At 52.1% G+C, this 26,122-nt stretch carries 24 protein-coding genes and 3 tRNA genes; 11 read left to right on the top strand and 16 right to left on the bottom strand.

Going from position 1 to position 26,122, the window contains the following annotated elements:
* Nucleotides 1-17 precede the first annotated feature (17 nt).
* From miaA to nnr, 5 genes are read right to left on the bottom strand one after another with little or no spacing between them, the layout of a single operon-like run.
* Nucleotides 18-968: a tRNA (adenosine(37)-N6)-dimethylallyltransferase MiaA gene (gene miaA / locus OGX90_RS14025; RefSeq protein WP_003839486.1), complete on the bottom strand. Its 951-nt coding sequence runs from the start codon at nucleotides 966-968 to the stop codon at nucleotides 18-20.
* On the bottom strand, nucleotides 961-2,835 hold the full coding sequence (gene mutL / locus OGX90_RS14020) for a DNA mismatch repair endonuclease MutL (RefSeq protein WP_286624104.1): 1,875 nt from the start codon (nucleotides 2,833-2,835) through the stop codon (nucleotides 961-963). The genes miaA and mutL overlap by 8 nt, the downstream gene beginning before the upstream one ends.
* Before the next feature lie 9 nt (nucleotides 2,836-2,844).
* The gene (gene amiB / locus OGX90_RS14015; RefSeq protein ID WP_048215090.1) at nucleotides 2,845-4,173 is read right to left on the bottom strand and encodes an N-acetylmuramoyl-L-alanine amidase AmiB; all 1,329 of its coding nucleotides are present in this window, start codon (nucleotides 4,171-4,173) and stop codon (nucleotides 2,845-2,847) included.
* Nucleotides 4,174-4,189: 16 nt separating this feature from the next.
* On the bottom strand, nucleotides 4,190-4,651 hold the full coding sequence (gene tsaE / locus OGX90_RS14010; protein WP_008786002.1) for a tRNA (adenosine(37)-N6)-threonylcarbamoyltransferase complex ATPase subunit type 1 TsaE: 462 nt from the start codon (nucleotides 4,649-4,651) through the stop codon (nucleotides 4,190-4,192).
* Nucleotides 4,623-6,170, bottom strand: a complete 1,548-nt coding sequence (gene nnr / locus OGX90_RS14005; protein ID WP_234692607.1) for a bifunctional ADP-dependent NAD(P)H-hydrate dehydratase/NAD(P)H-hydrate epimerase — start codon at nucleotides 6,168-6,170, stop codon at nucleotides 4,623-4,625. Before nnr ends, tsaE begins: the two co-directional genes overlap by 29 nt.
* Here nnr and queG point away from each other — a divergent pair.
* The gene (gene queG / locus OGX90_RS14000; protein ID WP_111466215.1) at nucleotides 6,169-7,308 is read left to right on the top strand and encodes a tRNA epoxyqueuosine(34) reductase QueG; all 1,140 of its coding nucleotides are present in this window, start codon (nucleotides 6,169-6,171) and stop codon (nucleotides 7,306-7,308) included. The genes nnr and queG overlap by 2 nt on opposite strands.
* Nucleotides 7,309-7,577: 269 nt before the next feature.
* Here the strand turns inward: queG and OGX90_RS13995 are convergent.
* The 4 genes from OGX90_RS13995 to orn form a co-directional block, all read right to left on the bottom strand.
* Nucleotides 7,578-7,653 (bottom strand) — tRNA-Gly (locus OGX90_RS13995).
* A 37-nt stretch (nucleotides 7,654-7,690) separates the two neighbouring features.
* Nucleotides 7,691-7,766, bottom strand: a tRNA-Gly gene (locus tag OGX90_RS13990).
* A 37-nt stretch (nucleotides 7,767-7,803) separates the two neighbouring features.
* Nucleotides 7,804-7,879, bottom strand: a tRNA-Gly gene (locus tag OGX90_RS13985).
* A gap of 196 nt (nucleotides 7,880-8,075) precedes the next feature.
* Nucleotides 8,076-8,621 (bottom strand): oligoribonuclease, encoded by a 546-nt coding sequence (gene orn / locus OGX90_RS13980; protein ID WP_020996267.1) that lies wholly within the window; start codon nucleotides 8,619-8,621, stop codon nucleotides 8,076-8,078.
* Nucleotides 8,622-8,726: 105 nt separating this feature from the next.
* Here orn and rsgA point away from each other — a divergent pair, with 105 nt between their 5' ends.
* From rsgA to mscM, 3 genes are all read left to right on the top strand, one after another.
* Entirely contained in the window at nucleotides 8,727-9,779 is a 1,053-nt protein-coding gene (gene rsgA / locus OGX90_RS13975; protein ID WP_172111153.1) for a small ribosomal subunit biogenesis GTPase RsgA, read from the top strand.
* Between the two features lie 92 nt (nucleotides 9,780-9,871).
* The gene (asd, locus tag OGX90_RS13970) at nucleotides 9,872-10,840 is read left to right on the top strand and encodes an archaetidylserine decarboxylase (RefSeq protein WP_048212901.1); all 969 of its coding nucleotides are present in this window, start codon (nucleotides 9,872-9,874) and stop codon (nucleotides 10,838-10,840) included.
* A gap of 17 nt (nucleotides 10,841-10,857) precedes the next feature.
* Nucleotides 10,858-14,172, top strand: a complete 3,315-nt coding sequence (gene mscM / locus OGX90_RS13965) for a miniconductance mechanosensitive channel MscM (RefSeq protein ID WP_008785996.1) — start codon at nucleotides 10,858-10,860, stop codon at nucleotides 14,170-14,172.
* Between the two features lie 55 nt (nucleotides 14,173-14,227).
* Here the strand turns inward: mscM and OGX90_RS13960 are convergent, their stop codons facing one another.
* The 4 genes from OGX90_RS13960 to epmA form a co-directional block, all read right to left on the bottom strand.
* Nucleotides 14,228-14,542 carry a YjeO family protein gene (locus OGX90_RS13960; protein WP_047406749.1) on the bottom strand — a complete coding sequence of 105 codons (315 nt, stop codon included), beginning with the start codon at nucleotides 14,540-14,542 and terminating at the stop codon, nucleotides 14,228-14,230.
* Complete coding sequence (locus OGX90_RS13955; protein ID WP_080754150.1) at nucleotides 14,542-15,258, bottom strand: hypothetical protein; 717 nt, start codon at nucleotides 15,256-15,258, stop codon at nucleotides 14,542-14,544. The genes OGX90_RS13960 and OGX90_RS13955 overlap by 1 nt, the downstream gene beginning before the upstream one ends.
* Before the next feature lie 294 nt (nucleotides 15,259-15,552).
* Nucleotides 15,553-17,055 carry a glutamate/gamma-aminobutyrate family transporter YjeM gene (gene yjeM / locus OGX90_RS13950; protein WP_174770790.1) on the bottom strand — a complete coding sequence of 501 codons (1,503 nt, stop codon included), beginning with the start codon at nucleotides 17,053-17,055 and terminating at the stop codon, nucleotides 15,553-15,555.
* Between the two features lie 214 nt (nucleotides 17,056-17,269).
* On the bottom strand, nucleotides 17,270-18,247 hold the full coding sequence (epmA, locus tag OGX90_RS13945) for an elongation factor P--(R)-beta-lysine ligase (protein ID WP_003830517.1): 978 nt from the start codon (nucleotides 18,245-18,247) through the stop codon (nucleotides 17,270-17,272).
* A 324-nt stretch (nucleotides 18,248-18,571) separates the two neighbouring features.
* On the opposite strand from epmA, the gene frdA reads away from it, so the two are divergent.
* From frdA to frdD, 4 genes are read left to right on the top strand one after another with little or no spacing between them, the layout of a single operon-like run.
* Entirely contained in the window at nucleotides 18,572-20,362 is a 1,791-nt protein-coding gene (gene frdA / locus OGX90_RS13940; RefSeq protein ID WP_003830519.1) for a fumarate reductase (quinol) flavoprotein subunit, read from the top strand.
* Complete coding sequence (gene frdB, locus OGX90_RS13935) at nucleotides 20,355-21,089, top strand: fumarate reductase iron-sulfur protein (protein ID WP_234692608.1); 735 nt, start codon at nucleotides 20,355-20,357, stop codon at nucleotides 21,087-21,089. The genes frdA and frdB overlap by 8 nt, the downstream gene beginning before the upstream one ends.
* A gap of 10 nt (nucleotides 21,090-21,099) precedes the next feature.
* Nucleotides 21,100-21,495 (top strand): fumarate reductase subunit FrdC, encoded by a 396-nt coding sequence (gene frdC / locus OGX90_RS13930; RefSeq protein WP_003025537.1) that lies wholly within the window; start codon nucleotides 21,100-21,102, stop codon nucleotides 21,493-21,495.
* Nucleotides 21,496-21,505: 10 nt separating this feature from the next.
* Entirely contained in the window at nucleotides 21,506-21,862 is a 357-nt protein-coding gene (gene frdD, locus OGX90_RS13925) for a fumarate reductase subunit FrdD (protein WP_003025535.1), read from the top strand.
* Nucleotides 21,863-21,903: 41 nt separating this feature from the next.
* Here frdD and ampR read toward each other — a convergent pair whose 3' ends face one another.
* Nucleotides 21,904-22,779, bottom strand: coding sequence for a LysR family transcriptional regulator AmpR (ampR, locus tag OGX90_RS13920; RefSeq protein WP_020996269.1), 876 nt, complete (start codon nucleotides 22,777-22,779; stop codon nucleotides 21,904-21,906).
* Between the two features lie 131 nt (nucleotides 22,780-22,910).
* Between ampR and blaCMY the strand changes: the two genes are divergently transcribed.
* Together blaCMY and OGX90_RS13910 are read left to right on the top strand one after the other, a co-directional pair.
* Entirely contained in the window at nucleotides 22,911-24,056 is a 1,146-nt protein-coding gene (gene blaCMY, locus OGX90_RS13915) for a CMY-2 family class C beta-lactamase (protein ID WP_286624099.1), read from the top strand.
* 93 nt (nucleotides 24,057-24,149) lie between these two features.
* The gene (locus OGX90_RS13910; protein WP_167820354.1) at nucleotides 24,150-24,683 is read left to right on the top strand and encodes a lipocalin family protein; all 534 of its coding nucleotides are present in this window, start codon (nucleotides 24,150-24,152) and stop codon (nucleotides 24,681-24,683) included.
* Here the strand turns inward: OGX90_RS13910 and sugE are convergent.
* Nucleotides 24,680-24,997, bottom strand: coding sequence for a quaternary ammonium compound efflux SMR transporter SugE (gene sugE / locus OGX90_RS13905; protein ID WP_000118520.1), 318 nt, complete (start codon nucleotides 24,995-24,997; stop codon nucleotides 24,680-24,682). The two genes, OGX90_RS13910 and sugE, sit on opposite strands and share 4 nt — an antisense overlap.
* Before the next feature lie 256 nt (nucleotides 24,998-25,253).
* Between sugE and OGX90_RS13900 the strand changes: the two genes are divergently transcribed.
* Nucleotides 25,254-25,853, top strand: coding sequence for a LuxR C-terminal-related transcriptional regulator (locus OGX90_RS13900; protein WP_003830562.1), 600 nt, complete (start codon nucleotides 25,254-25,256; stop codon nucleotides 25,851-25,853).
* Nucleotides 25,854-25,889: 36 nt separating this feature from the next.
* Here OGX90_RS13900 and ecnB read toward each other — a convergent pair whose 3' ends face one another.
* Entirely contained in the window at nucleotides 25,890-26,036 is a 147-nt protein-coding gene (gene ecnB / locus OGX90_RS13895) for a lipoprotein toxin entericidin B (protein ID WP_003025482.1), read from the bottom strand.
* Nucleotides 26,037-26,122 lie beyond the last annotated feature (86 nt).

Genomic DNA, 26,122 nt, shown 5'->3' with positions numbered 1-26,122 from the left:
GTTTCAATTGTACACATTCAGTTCGCGATAGCACCAACAACCTGTAATACTTCGTTTCGCGCCTGGTCAGGCTTTTCACTGTCAAGCCAGTGCACCCCTTCCCAACCACGCAACCAGGTTACCTGTCGCTTCGCCAACTGCCTCGTGGCGCAAACACCTCTATAAACCATTTCATCGTATGAAATTTCGCCTTCAATGTATGACCACATCTGGCGATACCCTACACAACGAATGGAAGGCAAATCCGTATGCAAATCTCCACGGGCAAAAAGCGCCCGGACTTCTGCTTCAAAACCTGAAGCTAACATCTGATGAAAACGCTGCTCAATTCGCTGATGGAGCAGTTCACGGCTCGCCGGGGCGATTGCAAACTGATGCACCTGATACGGCAAAGCATCTCCTGACGTTTGCGTCAGCTCCGTTAAAGTTTTACCCGAAATGAAAAAAACTTCCAGTGCCCGGGAAAGTCTTTGCGGATCATTTGGATGAATACGCGCCGCTGCCACGGGATCGATGTCCTGAAGCTGTCGGTGTAACGCGTCCCAACCCTGCTCTGCCGCCTGCTGCTCAATTCTGGCCCTGACTTCCGGGTCCGCCGACGGTAACGGCGACAGTCCTTCAAGCAAGGCTTTGAAATATAACATTGTGCCGCCCACCAACAACGGGATACGGCCCGCGGCGGTGATGTCGGCCATCTCGGCTAACGCATCGCGACGAAAATCCGCAGCGGAGTACGCCTGCGATGGATCGCGGATATCCAGTAATCGGTGCGGTGCGGCCTGTAATTCATCTGCATCAGGCTTGGCTGTACCGATATCCATCCCCTTGTAAATAAGGGCGGAATCAACGCTTATCAACTCTATGGGCAAAACTTTACGCAATTCAATTGCTAATGCCGTTTTACCGGAGGCCGTTGGCCCCATCAAAAAAATCGCCTTTGGCAGGCTCGCCTTACGGGTATCACTCATGTTTCAGGGCATTCATTACCGAATGTAAATCAACAGGTTGTAACAGACCACCCGGCGGTGCCTTCACGAGTTGTGGGCAGAGCCGCTCAACATCCGCTAACAGCGTAATCGCCTGTGCCATGCTCCACTGTGGATGCTCGCTCATCAGCTTACGTGCGATCCACTGTGCAATATTGCCCGGCTCGAATACGGATTGCTGCGCCAGGTAGCCTATCAGTTCAGGAATCAAGATTTGTAAATTTTGTTGGCGTAAGGGTAAAGGCACCGCCCGGATGGTCACATGCTGCGCATCCAGCTGAAATTCAATGCCCAACTCAGCCAGTTGGCTCTGTCCTTTTTGCAGTGCTGCTTTTTCATCGGCGGTCACTTTTAGACGTAAAGGGATCAGTAACGGTTGAGCACAAACCGCTCCCTGACCCGGCGTTAACTGCGCCTGACGCAACCAACGCTCAGCCACCGGTAATGCCAACAACCGAATATGGCCATCACACTCGAGTAACGCGCAGTCTGCACCAACAATCGTTAGCACCCGGCCAAAGCCCTGACTGTTGCCAGTCAGAGGCGTCGATGGCGTTTCAGAGACCGGCGTTTTACGCGTTGGAGCAGGCGTCTGCATCAGTTGCTGATAAATTTCGCCCTGCTGCTTTTGGTATCCGGGTTGAGCATGAGGCCAACTGGCTCCCGCCTGACGGCCACCGCCACCACTATTGCCACTTCCAGTGCCAGCGGATGCTGAGTACCGCGGTGTCGCAGGTTCACGCGCGGGAGCCGGCTCGGCAAAATGGTTGCGTCCAGCAGCAACGCGGTTTTCCGGAATGTGCCTTGGGGCGGGTTCGTCGTCATCAGCCAACGGCAGCGGCGTTTCAAGCTGCTGTTGTAGGACACTCAACACGCCCTGGTAAATAAAATCGTGCACCAGGCGGGATTGATGGAAACGGACCTCATGTTTAGCTGGGTGTACGTTGACATCCACTTGATGCGGATCGATTTCCAGATACAACACAAAAGCGGGCTGTTGATCGGCTCCCAGCTTATCTTCACAGGCCTGGCGGATAGCATGGTTGATCAGCCGGTCGCGCATCATCCGACCATTCACATAGCAGTACTGGATTTCTGCCAGTGCTGCCGTTGTGTGGTTAGGATCGGCCACCCAGCCGCGCAATGTTAAATCGCCATGCTGCCATTCGATCGCCAGCGCATGCTCCAGAAACGGCGTGCCGCAAATCGCGCCCAGTCGGCGCTCTTTCTGCCCATCCGCGGCCACTGCCCGGTACTGACGCACCACTTTGCCGTTGTGCGACAAATTTATCGTCACATCAAAACGCGCCAGCGCAATGCGGCGAATAATCTCGTCGATATGATTAAATTCGGTTTTCTCGGTGCGCATAAATTTGCGCCGCGCCGGGGTGTTGTAGAACAGATCTAGCACCTCCAGCGTGGTTCCCACCGGATGCGCAGCGGGTTTAACTGTGACATCCATGTCACGCCCTTCGGCATACGCCTGCCAGGCTTCGGGTTGTTCTTGCGTACGCGATGTAAGGGTTAAGCGAGACACGGAGCTGATACTGGCCAGCGCTTCGCCGCGAAATCCGAGGCTCACGATGGCTTCAAGATCGTCAAGCGAGGCTATTTTACTGGTGGCATGACGCGCCAGCGCCAACGCCAGCTCGTCTTTTTTAATCCCGCAGCCGTTGTCACGAATACGGATAAGCTTCGCGCCGCCGCGTTCAATATCGATATCAATGCGCGTCGCACCGGCATCAATGCTGTTTTCCACCAGCTCTTTCACCACTGACGCAGGCCGTTCTACCACCTCGCCTGCGGCAATCTGGTTCGCCAGCTGTGGCGGTAGAACCTGAATCGGCATGGCTAATCCTTAATTTGTTAACGTGTTACCCGGCGATATGGCGCTGGCGGTTTGCGCCGGTGCGCCCTGCGGCCCGGTTTGCATCGGGTGCGCCTGGAAATAGTTACGCAATCCTTTGTAAATCGCCTCAGCCAGTTGCTGCTGGTAATCATCGCTCGCCAACAGACGTTCTTCGCTGTTGTTACTGATAAAGCCGGTTTCAACCAGCACTGACGGGATATCAGGCGAACGCAGTACGCCAAGACTGGCGTGTTCTGGACGACGCTTATGCATCGAACCAATACGTTCTAACTGGCCGATCATGCTAGTCGCCACATCATACCCGACGCGCTGCGAATGACCGAACTGCAGATCCAGTACGGCCTGGCTGAGGTAAGGATCGGACTGGCTGTTTGCCAGCACATCGCCCGCGCCGCCCAACAACTCCGATTGCTTCTCGTGCTGTTCCAGCCAGCCGGCCATCTCACTGTTCGCCCGACGGTTTGACAGCACCCAAACGGAAGCACCTGTGGCATCACGATTTGGCGCGGCATCCGCGTGAATGGAAACCAGGAAATTGGCGTTTTGTTTACGCGCGACGTCTGAACGCCCCATCACCGAGATAAAGTAATCACCATCACGGGTGAGTACGCCTTTAAACATCGGATCATCATTGAGCAAACTGCGCAGCTTGCGCGCCACGGCAATCGTGACGTTTTTCTCACGCGTGCCGCCAGGACCAATAGCGCCAGGATCCTGTCCACCGTGTCCGGCATCAATGGCAATCACCACTTTATCGCCGTTGCTGGTGCTGGCGCGCGCCGCAGGGCGCGTGGAGGTATTGCTGTTAGTCACAGCCGTAGTGCGATCGTTTTCTGCTTTAAACGGATTGCGCGCTGGCTCGACAGGACGTGGGGCAACAATCGGCGCTTCAACACGCTTTGCAACCACGGGAGGTGGAGGCGGCGGCGGCGCATCAGCGTTGATGGTAAACACGACGGTATAATTGCCGCCGTTCTGGCGTTTTACTGCTTCGGCTTTACCGTTCTCGGTTAAATCCACCACCAGGCGCAGAGACTGCGCATCTTTTGGCGTGCCGGAACGGATAGATTTCACCAGATTATTGCCGCTAAACAGCAGCGGTAACCCCTGAATCACACCGGTTTGTTTAATATCCAGCGCGACGGTTCGTTTCCCGTCCTGCGAAACGGCATATTCAGGATCGCCAATAAAGCTCAGCGTAATCCGCGCCTGTTGATCGCCATTGGACACCTGAAGATCGGAGAGACTGGCGGCCCCTGCCTGCGCGCACAGCAGGACCAGGGTTGCCATCAGCCAGTTTCTGATGCGATAAATCATCCCGCCACCCTTAAGGTTAATCGGCTAAACGCGCCAGCAATAAATCACCTGATGAGGAGACTGCGCTTACACGCGCCTCTCGACCTTGCGCCTGGTATTCAATGTGTATTTCGACGTCCGGGTCTGGCAGTACACCTTTACCTTGTTGCGGCCATTCCACCAGGCAGATGGCATCATTGGCAAAATAATCGCGGATCCCCATAAATTCCAGCTCCTCTGGGTCCGCAAGTCGGTATAAATCGAAGTGATATACCATCAAGTTATCGAGTGAATAGGGTTCAACCAGCGTGTAGGTGGGGCTTTTTACATTACCTTTATGACCTAACGCCTGCAGAAATCCCCGGCTGAAGGTGGTTTTACCCGCCCCCAGGTCGCCGTACAAATATATAACCGTCGCGCCGTCACAGGCTTTGGCTACCCGCAGTCCCAGGTCTAAAGTCGCCTGCTCATCAGGTAGTGGAATTACTCGATTCATCATGATAAACGTCAATCACATCAGGGTTAACAATACGCTGTAGCGTGGTAAAGAGATCTGTCGCCAGCATGCCGCGCGTACCAAAACGCGCCGCCAGCACATCCGCCGCCGCTCCGTGCGCAACACATCCCGCACATGCTGCATCATACGGGGTAAGCTTCTGTCCGAGCAATGCGCCAATAATACCGGAAAGCACATCCCCCATTCCGCCGCTGGCCATCCCGGCATTGCCGGTATCAATAATACCCAACTCCGCCTGTTCAGCAGCAACAACCGTACCCGCGCCTTTCAGCACTACCACGCCTCCGTACCGTTTTACCAGACGTTGTGCACAAAGTAAGCGATCGTCTTCAATTTCTGCAATGGAACAACCCAGCAGTCGCGCGGCTTCACCTGGATGCGGCGTGATCACGCGATTGTGACGTTTATCGGGGTTGATTGCCAGCAGGTTCAGCGCATCCGCATCCCAGAGCATCGGTTTGCGAAAATTCTCCACTTTTTGCAGCGCTTTTTTGCCCCACTCCTGCTGACCAAGCCCGGGGCCTATCACCACTACATCCGCCCACGCCAGGCTCTCTTCCAGCGTCTGCGGCGTCAGCGCATCGACCATCAGTTCCGGTCTGGCTGTCAAAATAGGCGCAATGTTTTCACTGCGCGTCAGCACTTTGACCAGCCCGGCACCTGCTCGCAGCGCGGCTTCCCCGGCCATGCGTATTGCGCCAGCCGTACCGTGGTCACCGCCGATAATCACCAGCCGCCCGTGGGAGCCTTTGTGCGAGGAGGGTCGACGCGGCGTTAGCCAGTGCGCAAGCTGTTGAGCATCAAAACGTTGTATTGGTGCATTCTGCCCCGCCAGCCAGTCGCCCAGCCCAAGTGCGTTAACATGCAGACGCCCGGTGACATCGCGCGCTTTACCGGTGAGCAGGCCCGGCTTGAGTGCAATAAAGGTAATGGTATGCGCTGCGTTGATGACCGCGCCCGGCGTCGCTCCCGTCTGCGCCAGCAGGCCGGAGGGAATGTCTATCGCCACGGTGGGGGCTGGGTGAGAATTGGCACGTTCAATCAATACCGAGAGAGACTCACGCGGCGCATGTTTTAAGCCAGTGCCTGACAGCGCATCAATAATGACGTCCACGTTATTTGGCCAATTGATATCCGCCGCGTGAATGACGCCACCAGCGTTAAGCCAGGCATCACGTGCCTGCTGCGCCTCCTCGGGGAGCGGTTTGTCACTTTCCTGCGCCAGCAACGTAACTTCAAGACCCAGCGCTTTGGCAAGTCTTGCCACTACGTAACCATCACCGCCGTTGTTGCCATGACCACATAGCACCAGCCAGTGCCGGGCGTTCGGATAAGCCTCACGAGTGACCTGAAAAGCCGCCTCTCCCGCCCGTTGCATCAGTTCGTACAGCGTCAGCCCTGAACTGTCTGCCGCTTCTCGCTCCATCCGCCTGATGTCATCGGCGTGCCAGATGGAGTGTGGTATACTTGCGGGGTTTTTCTTCATTGTATGGTCCGTCATGTCAGAGCCCCTCGATCTCAATCAGTTAGCGCAAAATATTAAGCAGTGGGGGCTGGAGCTTGGCTTTCAGCAGGTCGGGATTGCCGATACCGACCTCAGCGAAGCGGAACCCAAACTGCAGGCCTGGCTGGATAAACAATACCACGGCGAGATGGACTGGATGGCCCGTCACGGCATGATGCGCGCCCGACCTCACGAATTATTGCCCGGTACGCTACGTGTCATCAGCGTACGTATGAACTATCTTCCTGCCAATGCGGCCTTCGCCAGCACATTGAAGAATCCTTCTCTGGGTTACGTCAGCCGTTACGCGCTGGGGCGCGACTATCATAAGCTGCTACGTAACCGCTTAAAAAAGCTGGGAGAGATGATTCAACAGCATTGCGTTTCGCTGAATTTTAGACCTTTTGTCGATTCTGCGCCCATTCTTGAGCGTCCGTTAGCGGAAAAAGCCGGGCTTGGCTGGACAGGTAAGCACTCACTTATCCTCAATCGCGAAGCCGGTTCATTTTTCTTCCTCGGGGAATTACTGATCGACTTACCCCTACCGGTCGACCAACCAGCAGAAGAAGGATGCGGGAAATGCGTTGCCTGCATGACCATCTGTCCCACTGGGGCCATTGTTGAACCCTACACGGTGGATGCGCGCCGCTGTATCTCTTATCTCACTATCGAACTGGAAGGCGCGATCCCGGAAGAATTTCGTCCCTTGATGGGGAATCGAATTTATGGCTGCGATGATTGCCAGCTTATTTGCCCGTGGAACCGCTATTCACAGTTGACGGCAGAGGATGACTTCAACCCGCGCAAGCAGCTTCATGCTCCGGAGTTAATAGAGCTGTTTAGCTGGAGCGAAGCGTGGTTTTTAAAAGTCACTGAGGGGTCTGCCATTCGTCGTATTGGCCACCTGCGCTGGCTGCGAAATATCGCCGTTGCGTTGGGTAATGCCCCCTGGAATGAAGCCATTCTTCGCGCACTGGAAAGTCGCAGAGGTGAGCACCCACTTCTCGACGAACACATAGAGTGGGCGGTTGCTCAGCAAATCGAGAAGCGAAATGCCTGCGTAGTTGAGGTGCAGCTACCGCAGAAACAACGTTTGGTCAGGGTCATTGAGAAGGGTCTGCCGCGCGACGCTTAAGTCATCCACAGCTTGTGTATAAAAATAAAAACACATTGATATTCAAGAGGGAAAAAATCGTCAAGTGATCGTATTAACAATTTGAAATGATAATTAAGTTAATAATTTCAAATAGTTAAAATGATACTATTCACCCGGCGAAGTTTTTTGCATTCCAGGAATAATACCCGAACCTGTGGATAAGTCTGTTTACAAGAGTATGTCAATGATGAAACAAAACGTCCCCAACGCGATTATTCGTTGTGGATATTTTTATTGGGGTAAGAATTTGGAGCGGGAAACGAGACTCGAACTCGCGACCCCGACCTTGGCAAGGTCGTGCTCTACCAACTGAGCTATTCCCGCTTGGGTGTGTCTTTGCTTAATAAGCATTTTCAAATTTTGGAGCGGGAAACGAGACTCGAACTCGCGACCCCGACCTTGGCAAGGTCGTGCTCTACCAACTGAGCTATTCCCGCTTGGGTGTGTCTTTGCTTAATAAGCATTTTCAAATTTTGGAGCGGGAAACGAGACTCGAACTCGCGACCCCGACCTTGGCAAGGTCGTGCTCTACCAACTGAGCTATTCCCGCAAATCTGTACTGCTTTTGTTGCTGTCGTAATTCGCATTTCTGCGTCGTTACGGGAGGCGCATTATACGAGAAATCCGTTTAGCTGCAACCCCCCTGAAAGCGTTTTTTTCGAAAATTCGTTCAAGTGATTAATTTACAATCAAGCTGAACAATTTAGCGTCAAAAAACCGGTGACGCAAGCCACCGGAGAACAAAATCAAAGATTAATAAAATGTTCGCGATAGTAAGCAAGCTCAGCAACAGATTCACGAATGTCGTCCATCGCCTGATGTGTTCCCTGCTTGGTGAAGCCCGCAAGGATTTCCGGCTTCCAACGACGCGCCAGTTCTTTGAGCGTGCTGACGTCCAGATAGCGATAATGGAAATACGCCTCCAGCTCCGGCATGTATTTAAACAGGAAACGACGATCCTGCCCGATGCTGTTGCCGCAGATAGGTGATTTCCCTTCCGGAACCCACTCTTTCAAAAAAGCCAGCGTGGCCAGTTCAGCTTCACGATCGCCCATGGTGCTCGCCTTCACGCGCTCCACCAGCCCGCTACCAGTATGCGTACGTACGTTCCAGTCATCCATTAATGCCAGCTGTTCGTCGGACTGGTGCACCGCAATTGTCGGTCCTTCAGCCAGAATATTCAGGTTGGCATCCGTCACCAGCGTGGCGATCTCAATAATGCGATCGCGCTCGGGATCCAGACCAGTCATCTCCAGATCGATCCAAATCAGGTTGTTTTCATTGGCACTCATGCTATTTTCCACCCTTCAGCGTCACATTCAGTGTGACTACATTGATCTAAAATTGTGTGTATCATAAATGTTTTGCCCATCATGGGCGACCAGGAGCCAGTCCGATTGAGTAAGAATAAACTCTCCAAAGGCCAACAGCGCCGTGTGAACGCCAATCACCAGCGTCGTCTTAAAACGTCCACGGAGAAGCCCGACTACGACGACAACCTGTTTGGCGAAACCGCCGAAGGCATCGTTATCAGCCGTTTTGGCATGCATGCCGACGTAGAGTCTGCTGACGGTGAAATTCACCGTTGCAACATCCGCCGTACAATTCGCTCGCTGGTTACTGGCGATCGCGTAGTCTGGCGCCCGGGTAAAGCGGCAGCTGAAGGCGTGAATGTCAAAGGTATCGTTGAAGCGGTACACGATCGTACCTCGGTACTGACACGCCCCGACTTTTACGACGGGGTAAAGCCTATTGCCGCCAACATCGACCAGATCGTTATTGTCTCAGCCATCTTACCCGAGCTGTCACTCAATATTATCGACCGGTATCTGGTAGCCTGCGAAACGCTACACGTTGAACCGATTATCGTTCTGAATAAGATCGATCTGCTGGATGATGAAGGCATGGCCTTCGTTAACGAACAGATGGATATCTATCGCAACATTGGCTATCAGGTGTTGATGGTATCAAGCCGCACTAAAGACGGCCTGAAACCGCTTGAAGAAGCATTAACCGATCGCATCAGCATTTTTGCCGGTCAATCGGGCGTAGGTAAATCCAGCCTGCTCAATAATCTCCTCGGCCTGCAGGAAGAGATCCTGACCAATGATGTCTCTGACAACTCCGGCCTTGGACAGCACACCACCACGGCCTCTCGCCTGTATCACTTCCCGCACGGCGGCGACGTTATCGACTCCCCTGGTGTACGTGAGTTTGGACTGTGGCATCTGGAGCCGGAACAAATCACGCATGGCTTTGTCGAATTTCATGACTACCTGGGCCATTGCAAATACCGCGACTGCAAGCATGATACCGATCCAGGCTGCGCTATCCGTGAGGCTGTAGAAAAAGGGGCCATAGCCGAAACCCGGTTTGAAAATTATCACCGCATCCTGGAAAGCATGGCGCAGGTAAAAACGCGTAAAAACTTTTCTGATACAGACAACTGACAACTAAGCTAAGCATCGCTAGAATCGTCCCCCTTTTTTCAGGATCCGGCCCGTATGCCGGATCGGGAACAAATTATGGCCTGGAGGCTACCTTGTTAAACTCATTTAAGCTTTCGCTACAATACATTCTGCCGAAACTATGGCTCACTCGCCTGGCGGGTTGGGGTGCGAGCAAACGAGCGGGATGGCTGACCAAACTGGTTATCGATCTGTTCGTGAAATATTACAAGGTCGATATGAAAGAGGCGCAAAAGCCGGACACCGCCAGCTATCGCACCTTCAACGACTTCTTTGTTCGCCCGCTGCGCGATGATGCTCGCCCGATTAATACCGATCCAAACGTACTGGTCATGCCCGCTGACGGTGTGATTAACCAGTTAGGCAACATCGAGGAAGACAAACTGCTGCAGGCTAAAGGGCACAGCTATACCCTTGAAGCGCTGCTGGCTGGCAACTATCAGATGGCGGACAAATTCCGCAACGGTACGTTTGTAACCACTTACTTGTCTCCACGCGATTACCACCGTGTACACATGCCGTGTAACGGTATCCTGCGTGAAATGATGTATGTGCCGGGCGATCTCTTCTCTGTAAACATCCTGACTGCGCAAAACGTACCGAACCTGTTTGCCCGCAACGAACGTGTAATCTGTCTGTTTGATACCGAATTTGGCCCGATGGTGCAGATTCTGGTCGGCGCGACCATCGTCGGCAGCATTGAGACCGTATGGGCTGGCACCATTACCCCACCGCGTGAAGGCGTCATCAAGCGCTGGACCTGGCCGGAAGGCGAAAGCGAAGGGTCGGTGGCGCTGCTGAAAGGTCAGGAAATGGGCCGCTTTAAGCTCGGTTCCACCGTCATCAACCTGTTCGCACCTGGCAAAGTTAACCTGGTTGAGCAGTTGCAGGATCTGTCCGTGACCAAAATCGGCCAACCAATGGCCATCTCAACCGAGACTTTCGTGACGCCAGAGGCAGAACCGGCCCCGCTGGCGAAAGAAGAGATCGAAGCAGAACACGACGCCAGCCCGCTGGTTGACGACAAAAAAGACGAAAGTTAAATATAGGAATCGCTGCTGTGCGCCTGATTATCACTTTTCTGATGGCCTGGTGCCTCAGCCTGGGGGCGTACGCTGCGACGGCCCCCGATGCCAAACAACTCACCCAGGAACTGGAGCAGGCAAAAGCGGCAAAACCTGCTCAGCCAGAAACCGTCGAGGCGCTCCAGTCCGCGCTGAATGCCCTTGAGGAGCGTAAAGGCTCTCTCGAGCGTGCCCAGCAATATCAGCAGGTTATTGATAACTTCCCCAAGCTGTCCGCAACGTTACGCGCGCAGCTTAGCAACCTGCGTGATGAACCGCGCAATGTGCCAACCGGACTCACTACCGATGCGTTAAACCAGGAGATCCTCCAGGTTAGCAGCCAACTGCTGGAAAAGAGTCGTCAGGCCCAGCAGGAGCAGGATCGCGCCCGGGAAATCGCCGACTCGTTAAGCCAGCTTCCTCAACAGCAAACCGATGCCCGCCGCCAGCTCAATGAGCTTGAGCGACGCATTGGTACCGCCAACGGTAATTCCGCACAGAATCAGGCGATGCAGGCTGAATCCGCCAAACTTAAAGCCCAGGTCGATGAACTGGAGCTGGCGCAGCTTTCCGCCAATAACCGTCAGGAACTGGCGCGTATGCGCTCCGAACTGGCGGAAAAACAGAGTCAACAACTCGACGCTTACCTGCAGGCTTTGCGCAACCAGCTTAACAGTCAACGTCAGCGTGAAGCTGAGCGAGCGCTGGAAAGCACTGAACTGCTGGCGGAAAACAGCGCGGGACTGCCGGAGGGTATTGTCGACCAGTTCAAGGTAAACCGCGAGCTGTCTCAGGCCTTGAACCAGCAAGCACAGCGTATGGACCTGGTCGCCTCGCAGCAGCGTCAGGCCGCCAGCCAAACGCTGCAGGTGCGTCAGGCATTGAATACGCTGCGAGAGCAGTCTCAGTGGCTTGGGGTTTCAAATATGCTGGGAGAAGCGCTGCGAGCGCAGGTATCCCGTCTGCCGGAAATGCCCAAACCTCAGCAGTTGGATACCGAAATGGCGCAGCTTCGCGTACACCGCATGCGCTATGAGGATCTCCTCAACAAACAGCCGCAGCTGCGTCAAATTCATCAGGCCGATGGACAACCTCTCACCGCTGAACAGAGCAGCATTCTCAACGCCCAGCTACGCACCCAGCGTGAACTGCTGAACTCTTTGTTACAGGGCGGCGATACGTTGATCCTTGAGCTGACCAAGCTCAAAGTTTCCAACAGTCAACTGGAAGATGCGCTAAAAGAGGTCAACGAAGCGACGCACCGCTACCTGTTCTGGACGTCAGACGTTAGCCCTATCTCACTCTCCTGGCCTGTCGACATCGTTCAGGATCTGCGGCGTCTGATCTCATTAGATACGTTTAATCAGTTGGGCAAAGCCAGCATCATGATGCTGACCAGCAAAGAAACGCTGCTACCGCTGTTCGCGGCGTTGGTGTTAGTTGGCTTTAGCCTCTCTTCGCGCAAGCACTTCACCCGTTTCCTTGAACGCTCGTCCGCGCGGGTCGGGAAAGTCACCCAGGACCACTTCTGGCTGACAATACGCACGGTATTCTGGTCAATACTCGTCGCTTCGCCGTTGCCAGTGCTGTGGGCAACGCTCGGTTACGGATTGCAGGAAGCCTGGCCTTATCCGTTGGCTGTCGCGATCGGCGATGGCGTTACCGCCACGGTGCCCATGCTATGGGCAGTAATGATCTGCGCCACCTTTGCACGTCCCAACGGTCTGTTCATTGCCCATTTTGGCTGGCCGCGGAACCGCGTCGCGAAAGCCATGCACTATTACCTGATGAGCATCGGGCTGATTGTCCCGTTGATCATGGCGGTGATTATGTTTGATAACCTCAATGACCGGGAATTCTCCGCCTCACTGGGGCGTCTGTGCTTTATTCTGATTTGCGGTGCGCTGGCGGTCGTAACCCTGAGCCTGAAACGCGCCGGGATACCGCTGTACCTCGATAAAGAGGGCAACAGCGATAACATGGTCAACAGCATGCTGTGGAATATGCTGATGGGTGCGCCGCTGATTGCCATTCTCGCCGCGGCAGTAGGCTACCTCGCCACGTCACAAGCCCTGCTGGCACGTCTAGAAACGTCTGTAGCGATTTGGTTCTTATTACTGGTGGTGTATCACGTTATCCGCCGTTGGATGCTGATTCAGCGTCGCCGCCTGGCGTTTGACCGCGCCAAGCATCGACGCGCTGAAATGCTGGCGCAGCGCGCGCGGGGCGAAGAAGAACCACCGCATTCCACCAGCCTTGAAGGCGCGATTGACGTTGATGAAAGCGAAGTGGATTTGGATGCTATCAGCGCGCAATCGCTGCGCCTGGTGCGTTCTATCCTGATGCTTATCGCCCTGCTCTCGGTCATTGTACTGTGGTCAGAAATTCATTCCGCTTTCGGCTTCCTGGAAAACATCTCGTTGTGGGATGTCACCTCCACGGTTCAGGGCGTGGAAAGCTTAGAACCGATAACACTGGGCGCGGTGCTTATCGCGATTCTGGTATTCATCATCACCACCCAGTTAGTGCGCAACCTACCCGCACTGCTGGAGCTGGCACTACTGCAACATCTGGATTTAACCCCCGGCACCGGTTATGCCATCACCACCATCACCAAGTATCTGCTGATGCTGATTGGCGGTCTGGTTGGCTTCTCGATGATCGGTATTGAATGGTCCAAACTGCAATGGCTGGTGGCGGCTCTCGGTGTCGGTCTGGGCTTTGGTTTGCAGGAGATCTTCGCCAACTTTATTTCCGGCCTGATTATCCTGTTTGAAAAACCAATCCGCATTGGCGACACGGTGACGATTCGCGATCTTACCGGTAGCGTGACGAAAATTAATACCCGCGCCACCACTATCAGCGACTGGGACCGCAAAGAGATCATCGTGCCCAACAAAGCCTTTATCACTGAACAGTTTATCAACTGGTCGTTATCCGATTCCGTTACCCGTGTGGTGTTAACCATCCCGGCACCGTCTGAGGCGAATAGCGAGGAGGTTACGCAGATCCTGCTGACTGCCGCGCAGCGCTGTTCGCTGGTTATCGATAATCCGGCACCTGAAGTCTTCCTGGTTGACCTGCAGCAGGGGATTCAAATCTTCGAACTGCGTATTTATGCCGCAGAAATGGGGCATCGCATGCCGCTGCGCCATGAAATCCACCAGCTAATTCTGGCAGGCTTCCGCGAGCACGGTATTGATATGCCGTTCCCTCCGTTCCAGATGCGTCTGGAGAGCCTCGGCGGTAAGCAAACAGGGAGAACGTTAAGTTCTGCGGGCAGAGGCAGTCGCCCGGCGGGTAGTTTGTAAATCGTGTCACAATAAGAAGAACGTTGGGTGTGTTGAGCACTACCCAACATCTTATTTACCAACATAATTGGTATCGTATAACAAAGCGCCATAACCAAAAGAACAGTAGAGCCGCTATAACAGAATATTGCCAGATACTACGTTGCCTTCTCCATACAGTTGCATAGATAAAAGGAATAAATAGAGGTAGAGTTAAAGCTATACCCACAGTTCGAATATCATCATTCTCAATATATTTCATGACATCACAGATATCATTGATTCCCCTGCCATCGATAAACCATTCCTTGTCCTGCGTTGAAAATATAATTATCGATATAATGCTTATTATACCCCAGATGAAATTCAACGTAAAAGACTTCCAACTCATTAACCGCCTCGCATAATTTTAAGTATTATATCTTTCTTTTCTATAATTCGACGACCATATTCACTATATTCACGCCCCGGAGAACCGGGTAACTCACTAATTGATTGAACAATATCATCTTTACTTCTCATTGTTCCACGATTATATCTGGAACCCGCCAATATTATCTGCTCGTCAGTCAAGTACAAAGTATCAGCGTCTGGATTATCATATAAAATAAGATCATGTAAATGGAATGCTACAACCCGAATGTTAAAGCTGTTATCAAGTAAACACTGCGACAGGCGAAATTGCTGAAAATGAGTCAATTTATCAGGGTGGATACCTATAGTTTTGGCTGCAACACCTATCTGGATAGCAATTGAACCGACCGATGTAGCATTAGACGATTCATTACTGTACTTTCCCAATATTTCTTCAATTATCTGTCTAAATTGCAGAACACCAACACCTTTAAATCTCTCTGGGGTTCCGCCTACTTCAGCAACAGCAACACCTGCAAGGAGTAATTCAGGGATTCTTGCTTCATAAGCGTATTGTTTTATCATTGCTCTATGGTGAACTAACCAAGCTGTTTTATAATACCAGAGATATGCTTTCCCAGTCATAAAACGCCAATTAGTAGGTAAGGCATACCATCGAAAAAAATCTAACCCATTCCAATGAGGAAAACCATATTCATCGATCTCACAAAAAGGTGGAGAGCTAATCATCATGAAAATTTATCACCTAACTTAATTTAGCATTAACCCGACAATAGCTATGAGTCTCAATTAGTAATGAGATAGACATCACATGTATAGAAAAAGCAATCAAAATTATATTTACAAATAGATTCATAGTAACAATGCTTTCCAAGCATAAAAAATCACCTACCTAGATTTGACATATAAACAATCATAAAATATACACGCAAATATCATTCTGATAAAAATCTCGAATTATTTTATATGAAAAAGCCCGGTGGGTGTTCCATTCGGGCTTTGGGAAAATTCAATATGTATCTTTTCTCAGTCTGTCACCCAGCGAAACTGTTTCGCCGTGCGACGGCTGTAGTTCTGATAAATCGCCATCGCCAGCAGTGAGAAGAAGATCGGACCGCCGGTCATCCACAGTGCGCTGTTCCAGTCTCCGGCTTCAATTACCGGCTGGATGATAGTGAACACATTAGCAAACGTCACCACCAGCACGACCACTCCCGTTGCCAGCAGCGTCGCCGCTCGGGTTTTAAAGACAACAAACGGCCTTTCCAGACCCGGACGGGATTTAAAGAACGGAAACGCCAGCGCCAGGAACAGATACGGCAGCGTCATCGAGACGTTCGCCATCAGCGTCAGTTTGTTATAGAACGCCGAAGCCGTATCGCCACCAAATGAAACCAACAGGATAAACAGGCTCACCAGCAGGCACTGTAACCACATTGCCGTCGTCGGCATCCCTACGGCATTCAGTTTGGTCATCGGCGCGGGCCACAACGCCTTCGGCGTGCCCTGAATAATCGCTTTCAGCGGTGAGTAGCTGAGGGTGAAAAAAGCGCCGGTGTAGGCAAGGAACATGGAAAGCCCGGTAATACGTGCAAACCATACGCCCATCACCATTGCGGCATCAGGGGAAAGATGTAGCGCGTTACCCAACGTCATTCCGAGGCTTTTCATCAGGATATAGGTAATATTCCCGAGGTTAACTGAGCTATTACTTAATACCTGCTGCCAGTTGGTGCTAACGCCCCATAAAAAGATGGCCAGTGAATAACCAACAGAAATGACAATAGCGGCAAAGACAATGCCTTTTGCAAAGTTCTTTTCTGGTTTTTCTGTTTTATCAACCAGTCCCCCCACAGCTTCAATTCCGCCGTAAGCAAAAATGGCAAACACAACAAATGACAACATTGCCAGTCCAGACTGATATCCTGGATTAGGCGAAGAGATGAAATTAATATCCTGTGCAAAGTGGCCACCAGTTAATAACAAAATAGCGACACTCACTAACAACAGAACTAAATTAAGACACATTACGGCAATTCCACCTACAGCCGTAATACGCGCAATCTTATTAATACCCCGGGATGCCACGCAGGTCACCAGGATCATCCAACCGACTGCGAGCAGCCCGACAACCTGCGTAGGCTCAAGCCCTGCAATACGCCAGTGCTGCGTCATGTCTGCGCCAAACAAGAAGGTTGAAAAAGGTACCCAGACTTTCGCCGCAGTACTAACCATCCATATCACATAAGAAGAAAACCACATAAACGTGCCGATAAACGCATAGCGTGGTCCAACGCTATTATTCATCCACGAATAGATTCCCCCCTCTTCTTTCCGATAGGCAGAACCCATTTCCGCCATCATTAAAGCAAATGGAATAAAGAATAATAATGCAGAAAATATATACCACGGTATTGCACTATACCCCATTAAATAGAACGCGGAGGGGCTATTAGCAAAACCGAAAACTGACGTAAATATCATGAGAATGAGACCTATCAGGCTCATCTTTTTTATTGTTTGGGTCATTAAACCATCCCTTACTCTGGCAAGCGTTTAACAAACGCCGCTCACCGATTGGCACTGCTCTCTTTGCAGAGTTCAGCGATAAAAAAAACAACACAGAATTGATACCTAAACGATATCAAATATCCAGGTGTAAATTGTGGCTATTAGAGGGGAAATGAAAAAATATGCTACAAAGTGGCGATTAAGCCACCACTTTGTATTGCAGAAGAGTAAGTTATGCGCGATCGACGGTAAATGCGATTACCTCGGCCAGGCTCTCTGCGCCCAGCGCCAGCATCACCAGACGGTCAACGCCCAGCGCCACGCCTGAGCAATCCGGCATGCCGACTTTCAGCGCTTCCAGCAGGTTGGTATCGATAGGTTGCTGTGGTAAGCCTCGTGCGGCACGTTTGCGGTTATCCTGTTCAAACCGCTGCTGCTGTTCGCGCGCGTCGGTCAATTCATGGAAACCATTCGCCAGCTCAATACCTTTGTAATAAACCTCGAAACGCTCAGCCACGCGGTGATCTTCGGTACTGATTTGCGCCAGTGATGCCTGGCTGGCCGGGAAATGATACACAAACGTCGGCTTGTCTTTACCAATATGCGGTTCAACACCCATCGTAAACAGCAGTTGCAGTAAGGTATCCCGGTCTTCTTCGGTATCAGCGATATTGCTGAGATCCAATTTCGCCGCCACTTCCCGCAGTTGGGTTTTATCCGCAGACAGCGGGTCAATCTCCAGATGGCGCTGGAAGGCCTGCTGGTAAGAAAGGCTTTCCGCAGGTGAGCAGTCCAGCACCTGCTGGAGCAAATCATCCACTTCATTCATCAGGCGATACATATCGTAGTGCGGGCGATACCACTCAAGCATGGTGAATTCAGGGTTATGATGGCGCCCCATCTCTTCATTACGGAAGCTGCGGCACAGTTGATACACCGGGCCGCATCCTGCCACCAGCAGGCGCTTCATATGGTATTCAGGGCTGGTCATTAAATAGAGATTCATTCCCTGGGAGTGTCCAGGGCCAACGAAACGCGTTTCGAACGGGAACAGGTGGATGTCCGTTACCGTTGCCTGACTCATACAAGGGGTCTCAACCTCAAGCACGCCACGATCGGCAAAAAAGCGGCGAATCTCCGCTATAATTGCTGCACGTTTCAACAGATTGGGGATGGACGCGCTCGGCTGCCAGGTTGCCGTTTCGCTCATGGTTGTTTCTCCGATTTATGACAAGGGCACGAAGTCTACTCGTATCGCGCTAGCGAGACAAATTTCAGGCAGCACTAATCATCACTGGCAATTGGATAAAAAAAGCGACTTAGGGTGGTTTAGTAATTAAATTAATCAAATTCAATGATAATTCCCCCCTATGACACGCTAAAAAAATCGAACACGTCAAATTTCCCGCACATCCCTAAGACTATACTATTGTACCTATAAAGGAGCAGTGGAAACGCGTTCATAACCTGTTTGAAGCCGATGAAGCATCTGATTTCAGGCAGGGATGAAATAACAACAATCTGGAGGAATGTCGTGCAAACCTTTCAAGCCGATCTTGCCATTATAGGCGCCGGTGGCGCGGGATTACGTGCTGCAATTGCTGCCGCACAAGCAAATCCCAACGCTAAAATCGCACTGATCTCAAAAGTGTACCCAATGCGCAGCCATACCGTTGCTGCCGAAGGCGGCTCTGCTGCTGTCGCGCAGGATCATGACAGCTTTGACTACCATTTTCACGATACGGTAGCAGGCGGAGACTGGCTGTGTGAGCAGGATGTCGTGGATTACTTTGTCCACCACTGCCCAACTGAAATGACGCAACTGGAACAATGGGGCTGCCCATGGAGCCGTCGTGAAGACGGTAGCGTCAACGTACGTCGCTTCGGCGGCATGAAAATCGAGCGTACCTGGTTTGCCGCGGATAAGACCGGCTTCCACATGCTGCATACGCTGTTCCAAACATCTTTGCAGTTCCCGCAGATTCAGCGCTTTGACGAACACTTCGTTCTGGATATCCTGGTTGACGACGGTCATGCTCGCGGCCTGGTCGCCATGAACATGATGGAAGGCACGCTGGTGCAAATCCGTGCTAACGCTGTCGTGATGGCAACGGGCGGCGCAGGTCGTGTTTACCGTTACAACACCAACGGCGGCATCGTAACCGGCGACGGTATGGGCATGGCGCTGAGCCACGGCGTTCCGCTGCGTGATATGGAATTCGTTCAGTATCACCCAACAGGTCTGCCAGGATCCGGTATCCTGATGACTGAAGGCTGCCGTGGTGAAGGCGGTATTCTGGTCAACAAAAACGGCTACCGTTATCTGCAAGACTACGGCATGGGTCCGGAAACCCCGCTGGGCGAGCCAAAAAACAAATACATGGAACTCGGTCCGCGCGACAAAGTTTCTCAGGCGTTCTGGCACGAATGGCGCAAAGGCAACACCATTTCAACTCCGCGTGGCGATGTGGTTCACCTCGACCTGCGTCACCTCGGCGAGAAAAAACTGCTCGAACGTTTACCGTTCATCTGCGAACTGGCGAAAGCTTACGTGGGTGTCGATCCGGTTAAAGAACCGATCCCGGTACGTCCGACCGCGCACTACACCATGGGCGGTATCGAAACCGATCAGCACTGTGAAACCCGCATTAAAGGTCTGTTCGCTGTCGGCGAATGTTCCTCTGTTGGTCTGCATGGCGCTAACCGTCTGGGCTCTAACTCCCTGGCAGAACTGGTGGTCTTCGGTCGTATGGCCGGTGAGCAGGCAGCAGAACGCGCTGCAACGGCTGGCGCTGCAAACAGTGCCGCTCTTGATGCACAGGTTGCTGGCGTTGAAAAACGTCTGAAAGATCTGGTTAACCAGGAAGGTAACGAAAACTGGTCTAAGATCCGTGACGAAATGGGCCTGTCCATGGAAGAAGGTTGCGGTATCTACCGTACGCCGGAACTCATGCAGAAAACCGTTGATAAGCTGGCAGAACTGCAGGAACGCTTCAAGCGCGTACGTATCACTGATACCTCCAGCGTCTTCAACACCGACCTGCTGTATACCATCGAACTGGGTCACGGTCTGAACGTTGCTGAATGTATGGCGCACTCTGCTCTGGCGCGTAAAGAATCCCGCGGCGCGCACCAGCGTCTGGATGAAGGCTGCACCGAGCGTGACGATGTGAACTTCCTCAAACACACCCTCGCCTTCCGCGATGCTGACGGCACGACTCGCCTGGAATACAGCGACGTGAAAATCACCACTCTGCCACCAGCTAAACGTGTTTACGGTGGCGAAGCGGAAGCAGCCGATAAGAAGGAGAAGGCGAATGGCTGAGATTAAAAACCTGAAAGTTGAGGTGGTGCGCTATAACCCGGAAACCGATACCGCGCCGCACAGTGCTTTCTACGAAGTTCCTTATGATGAAACCACGTCACTGCTGGATGCGCTGGGCTACATCAAGGATAACCTGGCACCGGACCTGAGCTACCGCTGGTCCTGCCGTATGGCGATCTGCGGCTCCTGCGGCATGATGGTCAACAATGTACCGAAACTGGCGTGCAAAACCTTCCTGCGTGATTACACCAACGGCATGAAGGTTGAAGCGCTGGGCAACTTCCCGATTGAACGCGATCTGGTCGTCGACATGACGCACTTTATCGAAAGCCTGGAAGCGATCAAACCGTACATTATCGGTAACCCGCGTACACCGGATCAGGGTCCAAACACCCAGACTCCGGCGCAGATGGCGAAGTATCATCAGTTCTCCGGTTGCATCAACTGTGGTCTGTGCTATGCCGCGTGTCCGCAGTTCGGCCTGAACCCTGAGTTCATTGGACCGGCTGCGATTACGCTGGCGCATCGTTACAACGAAGATAGCCGCGACCACGGTAAGAAGGAGCGTATGGCTCAGTTGAACAGCCCGAACGGCGTCTGGACCTGTACTTTCGTGGGCTACTGCTCCGAAGTCTGCCCGAAACACGTCGATCCGGCTGCGGCCATTCAGCAGGGTAAAGTTGAAAGTTCAAAAGACTTTCTTATCGCTACCCTGAAACCACGCTAAGGAGTGCACGATGACGACTAAACGTAAAGCCTATGTGCGGCCAATGACGTCCACCTGGTGGAAAAAGCTGCCATTTTATCGTTTTTACATGCTGCGTGAAGGCACGGCAGTTCCGGCAGTCTGGTTCAGCATTGAACTGATTATCGGCCTGTTTGCACTCAAGCATGGTGCAGAGTCCTGGATGGGCTTTGTCGCCTTTTTGCAAAACCCGGTGGTGGTAATCCTTAACATTATCGCCCTGGCAGCAGCGCTGCTGCATACCAAAACCTGGTTTGAGCTGGCGCCAAAAGCAGCCAACATCATCGTAAAAGACGAAAAAATGGGGCCAGAGCCGATCATCAAAGGTCTCTGGGCAGTTACTGTGGTTGCGACAGTAGTCATACTGTTTGTTGCCCTGTTCTGGTAAGGAGTCCGGAATGATTAATCCAAATCCAAAACGCTCTGACGAACCCGTATTCTGGGGCCTGTTTGGTGCAGGCGGTATGTGGAGCGCAATCATTGCGCCAGTAATGATCCTGCTGGTAGGCATTATGCTGCCGCTGGGCTTTGTTCCTGATGCTTTCAGCTATGAACGCGTACTGGCATTCGCTCAGAGCTTCATCGGACGTGCGTTTCTGTTCCTGATGATCGTTCTGCCGCTGTGGTGTGGTTTACACCGTATGCACCACGCGATGCATGACCTGAAAATCCACGTGCCTGCTGGCAAATGGGTATTCTATGGACTGGCAGCAATCCTGACCGTTGTAACGGCTATTGGTATTCTGACCATCTAAGTACATGCGTTAATTATCAGGCCCGCCATTGGCGGGCCTTTTTATTTGTGCAGCATTCCTGTCAACCAACGGGAAAATTCACGCATCGCCGGTGTCTCCGGACGCGATTGCAAACGCGTTATCCAGTAACTTCCCAAATCAATCTGCGTTAAAAATGGTTGAACGATTCGTTCCCTACTGAGTAAATGCGTGAACATTCTGACTGGCGCAATTGCCACACCGATCCCCGCCTGCGCGGCTTCCAGCATGGTGACGGACGAATCAAACACCACCACGTTGTGCGTCGGTGACGGGGGCGCCTCTCCGGCGGCCTGCATCCAAAGCGTCCATTCATCCCGCCGATACGATCGTAATAACGGAAATTTCAGGATGTCCGCAGGCGTTTGAATCTGCGAAGCCAATGTTGGCGAACACAGTGGAGACATCAACGCGCTACATAAATATTGCGCGTCGGTATCGTGCCAGGCTCCCCCTCCGTAGCGAATGGTATAATCCAGCCCTTCGGCAGCGGGATCCACGCGGTTATTATGGGTAGAAATATGCAAATCAATATGCGGGTAACTGCGCTTAAAATCGCCCAGTAGAGGAAACAGACACCCAACCGCAAAGGTCCCCACCACGCCAATTTTAAGTTTTTCCTGGGTCTGTTTGGTGGCAAAACGATCCAGCATCCCCGCCATACGATCGAAAGAGTCATTAAGTACAGGTAACAGACTTTCCCCTTCAGTCGTCAACATTAATCCACGAGAACCGCGCACAAAAAGCTGACAATTTAGCTGCTGCTCCAGCGCTTTTACATGCTGACTGATGGCAGAATGCGTCACGTTGAGCTCAATCGCGGCGCGGGTAAAACTGAGATGTCTGGCCGCGGCTTCAAAAGCCCGCAGCGAGTTAAGAGGGATATAGCTACGCGTCATCATCCGGCCTGTTAGAAAAACTTATATCTGCTGCTAAATTTAACCGTTTGTCAACACGGTGCAAATCAAACACACTGATTGCGTCTGACGGGCCCGGACACCCTTTTGCTTTTAATTACGGAACTGATTTCATGATGAAAAAATCGTTATGCTGCGCTCTGCTGCTGACAGCCTCTTTCTCCACGTTTGCCTCCGCCAAAACAGAACAACAGATTGCCGATATCGTTAATCGCACCATCACCCCGTTGATGCAGGAGCAGGCTATTCCGGGTATGGCCGTTGCCATTATCTACCAGGGAAAACCCTATTATTTCACCTGGGGTAAAGCCGATATCGCCAATAACCACCCAGTCACGCAGCAAACGCTGTTTGAGCTAGGGTCGGTCAGTAAGACGTTTAACGGCGTGTTGGGCGGCGATGCTATCGCCCGCGGCGAAATTAAGCTCAGCGATCCGGTCACGAAATACTGGCCAGAACTGACAGGCAAACAGTGGCAGGGTATCAGCCTGCTGCACTTAGCCACCTATACGGCAGGCGGCCTACCGCTGCAGATCCCCGATGACGTTACTGATAAAGCCGCATTACTGCGTTTTTATCAAAACTGGCAGCCGCAATGGGCCCCGGGCGCTAAGCGTCTTTACGCTAACTCCAGCATTGGTCTGTTTGGCGCGCTGGCGGTGAAACCCTCAGGAATGAGTTACGAAGAGGCAATGACCAGACGCGTCCTGCAACCATTAAAACTGGCGCATACCTGGATTACAGTTCCGCAGAACGAACAAAAAGATTATGCCTGGGGCTATCGCGAAGGGAAGCCCGTACACGTTACTCCTGGACAACTTGACGCCGAAGCCTATGGCGTGAAATCCAACGTTACCGATATGGCCCGTTGGATTCAGGTCAACATGGACGCCAGCCGCGTTCAGGAGAAAACGCTCCAGCAGGGCATTGCGCTTGCGCAGTCTCGCTACTGGCGTATTGGCGATATGTACCAGGGATTAGGCTGGGAGATGCTGAACTGGCCGCTGAAAGCTGATTCGATCATCAACGGCAGTGACAGCAAAGTGGCATTGGCAGCGCTTCCCACCGTTGAGGTAAACCCGCCCGCCCCGGCAGTGAAAGCCTCATGGGTGCATAAAACGGGATCCACTGGTGGATTTGGCAGCTACGTTGCCTTCGTTCCAGAAAAAAACCTTGGCATCGTGATGCTGGCAAACAAAAGCTATCCTAACCCTGTCCGTGTCGAGGCGGCCTGGCGCATTCTTGAAAAGCTGCAATAACTGACGATGAGGCCCAGGATATTGGGCCTCCTTTCTTTCTCTTTTTTTCCTGTTGTCATCTACACTTAACAAAAATACAGCAAGGAAAATCCCATGCGCATTTTGCCCGTCGTTGCTGCAGTTACGGCTGCATTCCTGGTTGTCGCGTGTAGCTCCCCGACACCGCCGAAAGGCATTACCGTGGTAAATAACTTTGATGCCAAACGCTATCTGGGAACCTGGTATGAAATTGCGCGCTTCGACCATCGTTTCGAGCGCGGGTTGGATAAAGTGACCGCAACATACAGCTTGCGCGACGACGGCGGCATCAACGTTATTAACAAGGGCTATAACCCTGACAGGGAGATGTGGCAGAAAACGGAAGGGAAAGCCTATTTCACCGGCGACCCAGGCAGAGCCGCGCTTAAGGTTTCTTTTTTCGGCCCCTTCTATGGCGGGTATAACGTAATTGCACTCGACCGGGAATATCGTCACGCGCTGGTTTGTGGCCCGGATCGTGACTACCTGTGGATCCTTTCACGGACCCCGACTATTTCAGATGAAATGAAACAGCAAATGTTAGCCATCGCGACCCGGGAAGGGTTTGAAGTGAATAAACTGATTTGGGTGAAACAGCCTGGCGCTTAGTGAGTGCTCAGCTTCAGACCAATAATGCCAGCAACGATCAGCCCAAGGCTCAGCAAACGTGCCGGGCTGGCAGACTCACCCAGCAGTAAAATCCCTGTAATGGCCGCCCCAACAGCGCCAATACCGGTCCAGACCGCATAAGCTGTTCCAACAGGCAACGTGCGCATTGCCCAGGAGAGCATGGCGATGCTGACGATCATCGCCGCAATAGTGATAATGCTTGGCGTAAGACGCGTAAAACCGTGGGTGTATTTCAGGCCAATCGCCCATACGACTTCGAGCAAACCTGCAATTAATAAAACGATCCAGGACATATCAGGCTCCAGAACTATGGGGCCGTCCCCGGTGAATGAAGCGTTTGCAGGTCGTCCTGCAAAGCTGATGTGTGAAATGGCATTTTTGCCCGGAAGAAAATGAATTTCAACCTTTTTATTCACTGCCTGCTAAAAGCAAGAATTAAGCATAATTAGCGGCGTAGTTCCCGCATTTGGCACTCATCGGAGTTCTCTATGATGAAGGGCTTTCTGAAACCAGAAAGTCGATTGCCCCTCTTCTGAATGCGAAACGTTTATGCTTAAAATTTTAGTGATTGACCGGTGCCACTTTACCCGCACAGGGATAGAGGCCTTGCTTAATCATTCTGGCAGGTTCAGCTCCTCATTTCTGGTATCAGGAATCAATAATCTCCTGTTAGCAAAAGAGCATATTTTGCAATGGAAACCGCATCTGGTGATCGCGGATTTATACAGTTTTATTAGCGAGACGCACTCCAGTCCGCCAATTAAACCTTTTTTTATGAGTTGTGGCGTCATCCCACTGATTTTACTGCAATCAGCAGACAGACAGCATGCCCCCATCGTGCCCTCTCAATCCGTAGCCCATTCGGTCTTGACCAAGCACACCACGCTGAACACACTCTCCCACACAATTCAGGAAGCGCTTCAGGTTCGCCCCGCATTAGAAATAGCCAAAAACGCCACGCCTTTGCTTACGCCGCAAGAGGAGAAAGTATTATCAATGTGGATGGATGGTGTGAGTAACAATGCCATTGCCGCCGCGCTCAGCATTCATGGCAAAACGGTCTACACCTATAAGCGGAATATCCGTATGAAACTGCACCTGGGGAACCGCTTCTCGCCGTTCCTTTCACTCCCAGGGAAGGGTGATTAACGGTACGACACGACGTCGTACCGTTCTTCATTATTGCTATTGCTGAGCTTTTGTCGCTGCACCAGAGATTGCGCTACCGCCTTCAGAGATATCCTGTCCTACGCCTCGTGTGGTATTACACGCGGTTAAAACGGAAGAAAGTACCAACACAGAAAAGATCGCAGCAATTGTCTTCTTAACCATAACATCTTCCTTTTCTAGCCAATATTGTTTGTGTATAGCTACTTAATAATAGACAAGATCCGGGAGTGTGATGGATAAACAACCGT

It is taken from the genome of Citrobacter sp. Cpo012 (assembly GCF_030333015.1).
In the GTDB taxonomy this organism is placed as follows: Bacteria; Pseudomonadota; Gammaproteobacteria; order Enterobacterales; family Enterobacteriaceae; genus Citrobacter; species Citrobacter portucalensis.
Note: the sequence above shows the minus strand (reverse complement) of the source record. Positions and strands in the feature narration are given on the sequence as shown.

Excerpts from the sequence above, each read along its gene's own strand:
- miaA (WP_003839486.1), bottom strand. The coding sequence starts at position 968 with ATGAGTGATACCCGTAAGGCGAGCCTGCCAAAGGCGATTTTTTTGATG.
- mutL (WP_286624104.1), bottom strand. The coding sequence starts at position 2,835 with ATGCCGATTCAGGTTCTACCGCCACAGCTGGCGAACCAGATTGCCGCA.
- amiB (WP_048215090.1), bottom strand. The coding sequence starts at position 4,173 with ATGATTTATCGCATCAGAAACTGGCTGATGGCAACCCTGGTCCTGCTG.
- tsaE (WP_008786002.1), bottom strand. The coding sequence starts at position 4,651 with ATGATGAATCGAGTAATTCCACTACCTGATGAGCAGGCGACTTTAGAC.
- queG (WP_111466215.1), top strand. The coding sequence starts at position 6,169 with ATGTCAGAGCCCCTCGATCTCAATCAGTTAGCGCAAAATATTAAGCAG.
- nnr (WP_234692607.1), bottom strand. The coding sequence starts at position 6,170 with ATGACGGACCATACAATGAAGAAAAACCCCGCAAGTATACCACACTCC.
- orn (WP_020996267.1), bottom strand. The coding sequence starts at position 8,621 with ATGAGTGCCAATGAAAACAACCTGATTTGGATCGATCTGGAGATGACT.
- OGX90_RS13960 (WP_047406749.1), bottom strand. The coding sequence starts at position 14,542 with ATGAGTTGGAAGTCTTTTACGTTGAATTTCATCTGGGGTATAATAAGC.
- OGX90_RS13955 (WP_080754150.1), bottom strand. The coding sequence starts at position 15,258 with ATGATGATTAGCTCTCCACCTTTTTGTGAGATCGATGAATATGGTTTT.
- yjeM (WP_174770790.1), bottom strand. The coding sequence starts at position 17,055 with ATGACCCAAACAATAAAAAAGATGAGCCTGATAGGTCTCATTCTCATG.
- epmA (WP_003830517.1), bottom strand. The coding sequence starts at position 18,247 with ATGAGCGAAACGGCAACCTGGCAGCCGAGCGCGTCCATCCCCAATCTG.
- frdB (WP_234692608.1), top strand. The coding sequence starts at position 20,355 with ATGGCTGAGATTAAAAACCTGAAAGTTGAGGTGGTGCGCTATAACCCG.
- frdC (WP_003025537.1), top strand. The coding sequence starts at position 21,100 with ATGACGACTAAACGTAAAGCCTATGTGCGGCCAATGACGTCCACCTGG.
- frdD (WP_003025535.1), top strand. The coding sequence starts at position 21,506 with ATGATTAATCCAAATCCAAAACGCTCTGACGAACCCGTATTCTGGGGC.
- ampR (WP_020996269.1), bottom strand. The coding sequence starts at position 22,779 with ATGACGCGTAGCTATATCCCTCTTAACTCGCTGCGGGCTTTTGAAGCC.
- blaCMY (WP_286624099.1), top strand. The coding sequence starts at position 22,911 with ATGATGAAAAAATCGTTATGCTGCGCTCTGCTGCTGACAGCCTCTTTC.
- OGX90_RS13910 (WP_167820354.1), top strand. The coding sequence starts at position 24,150 with ATGCGCATTTTGCCCGTCGTTGCTGCAGTTACGGCTGCATTCCTGGTT.
- sugE (WP_000118520.1), bottom strand. The coding sequence starts at position 24,997 with ATGTCCTGGATCGTTTTATTAATTGCAGGTTTGCTCGAAGTCGTATGG.
- OGX90_RS13900 (WP_003830562.1), top strand. The coding sequence starts at position 25,254 with ATGCTTAAAATTTTAGTGATTGACCGGTGCCACTTTACCCGCACAGGG.
- ecnB (WP_003025482.1), bottom strand. The coding sequence starts at position 26,036 with ATGGTTAAGAAGACAATTGCTGCGATCTTTTCTGTGTTGGTACTTTCT.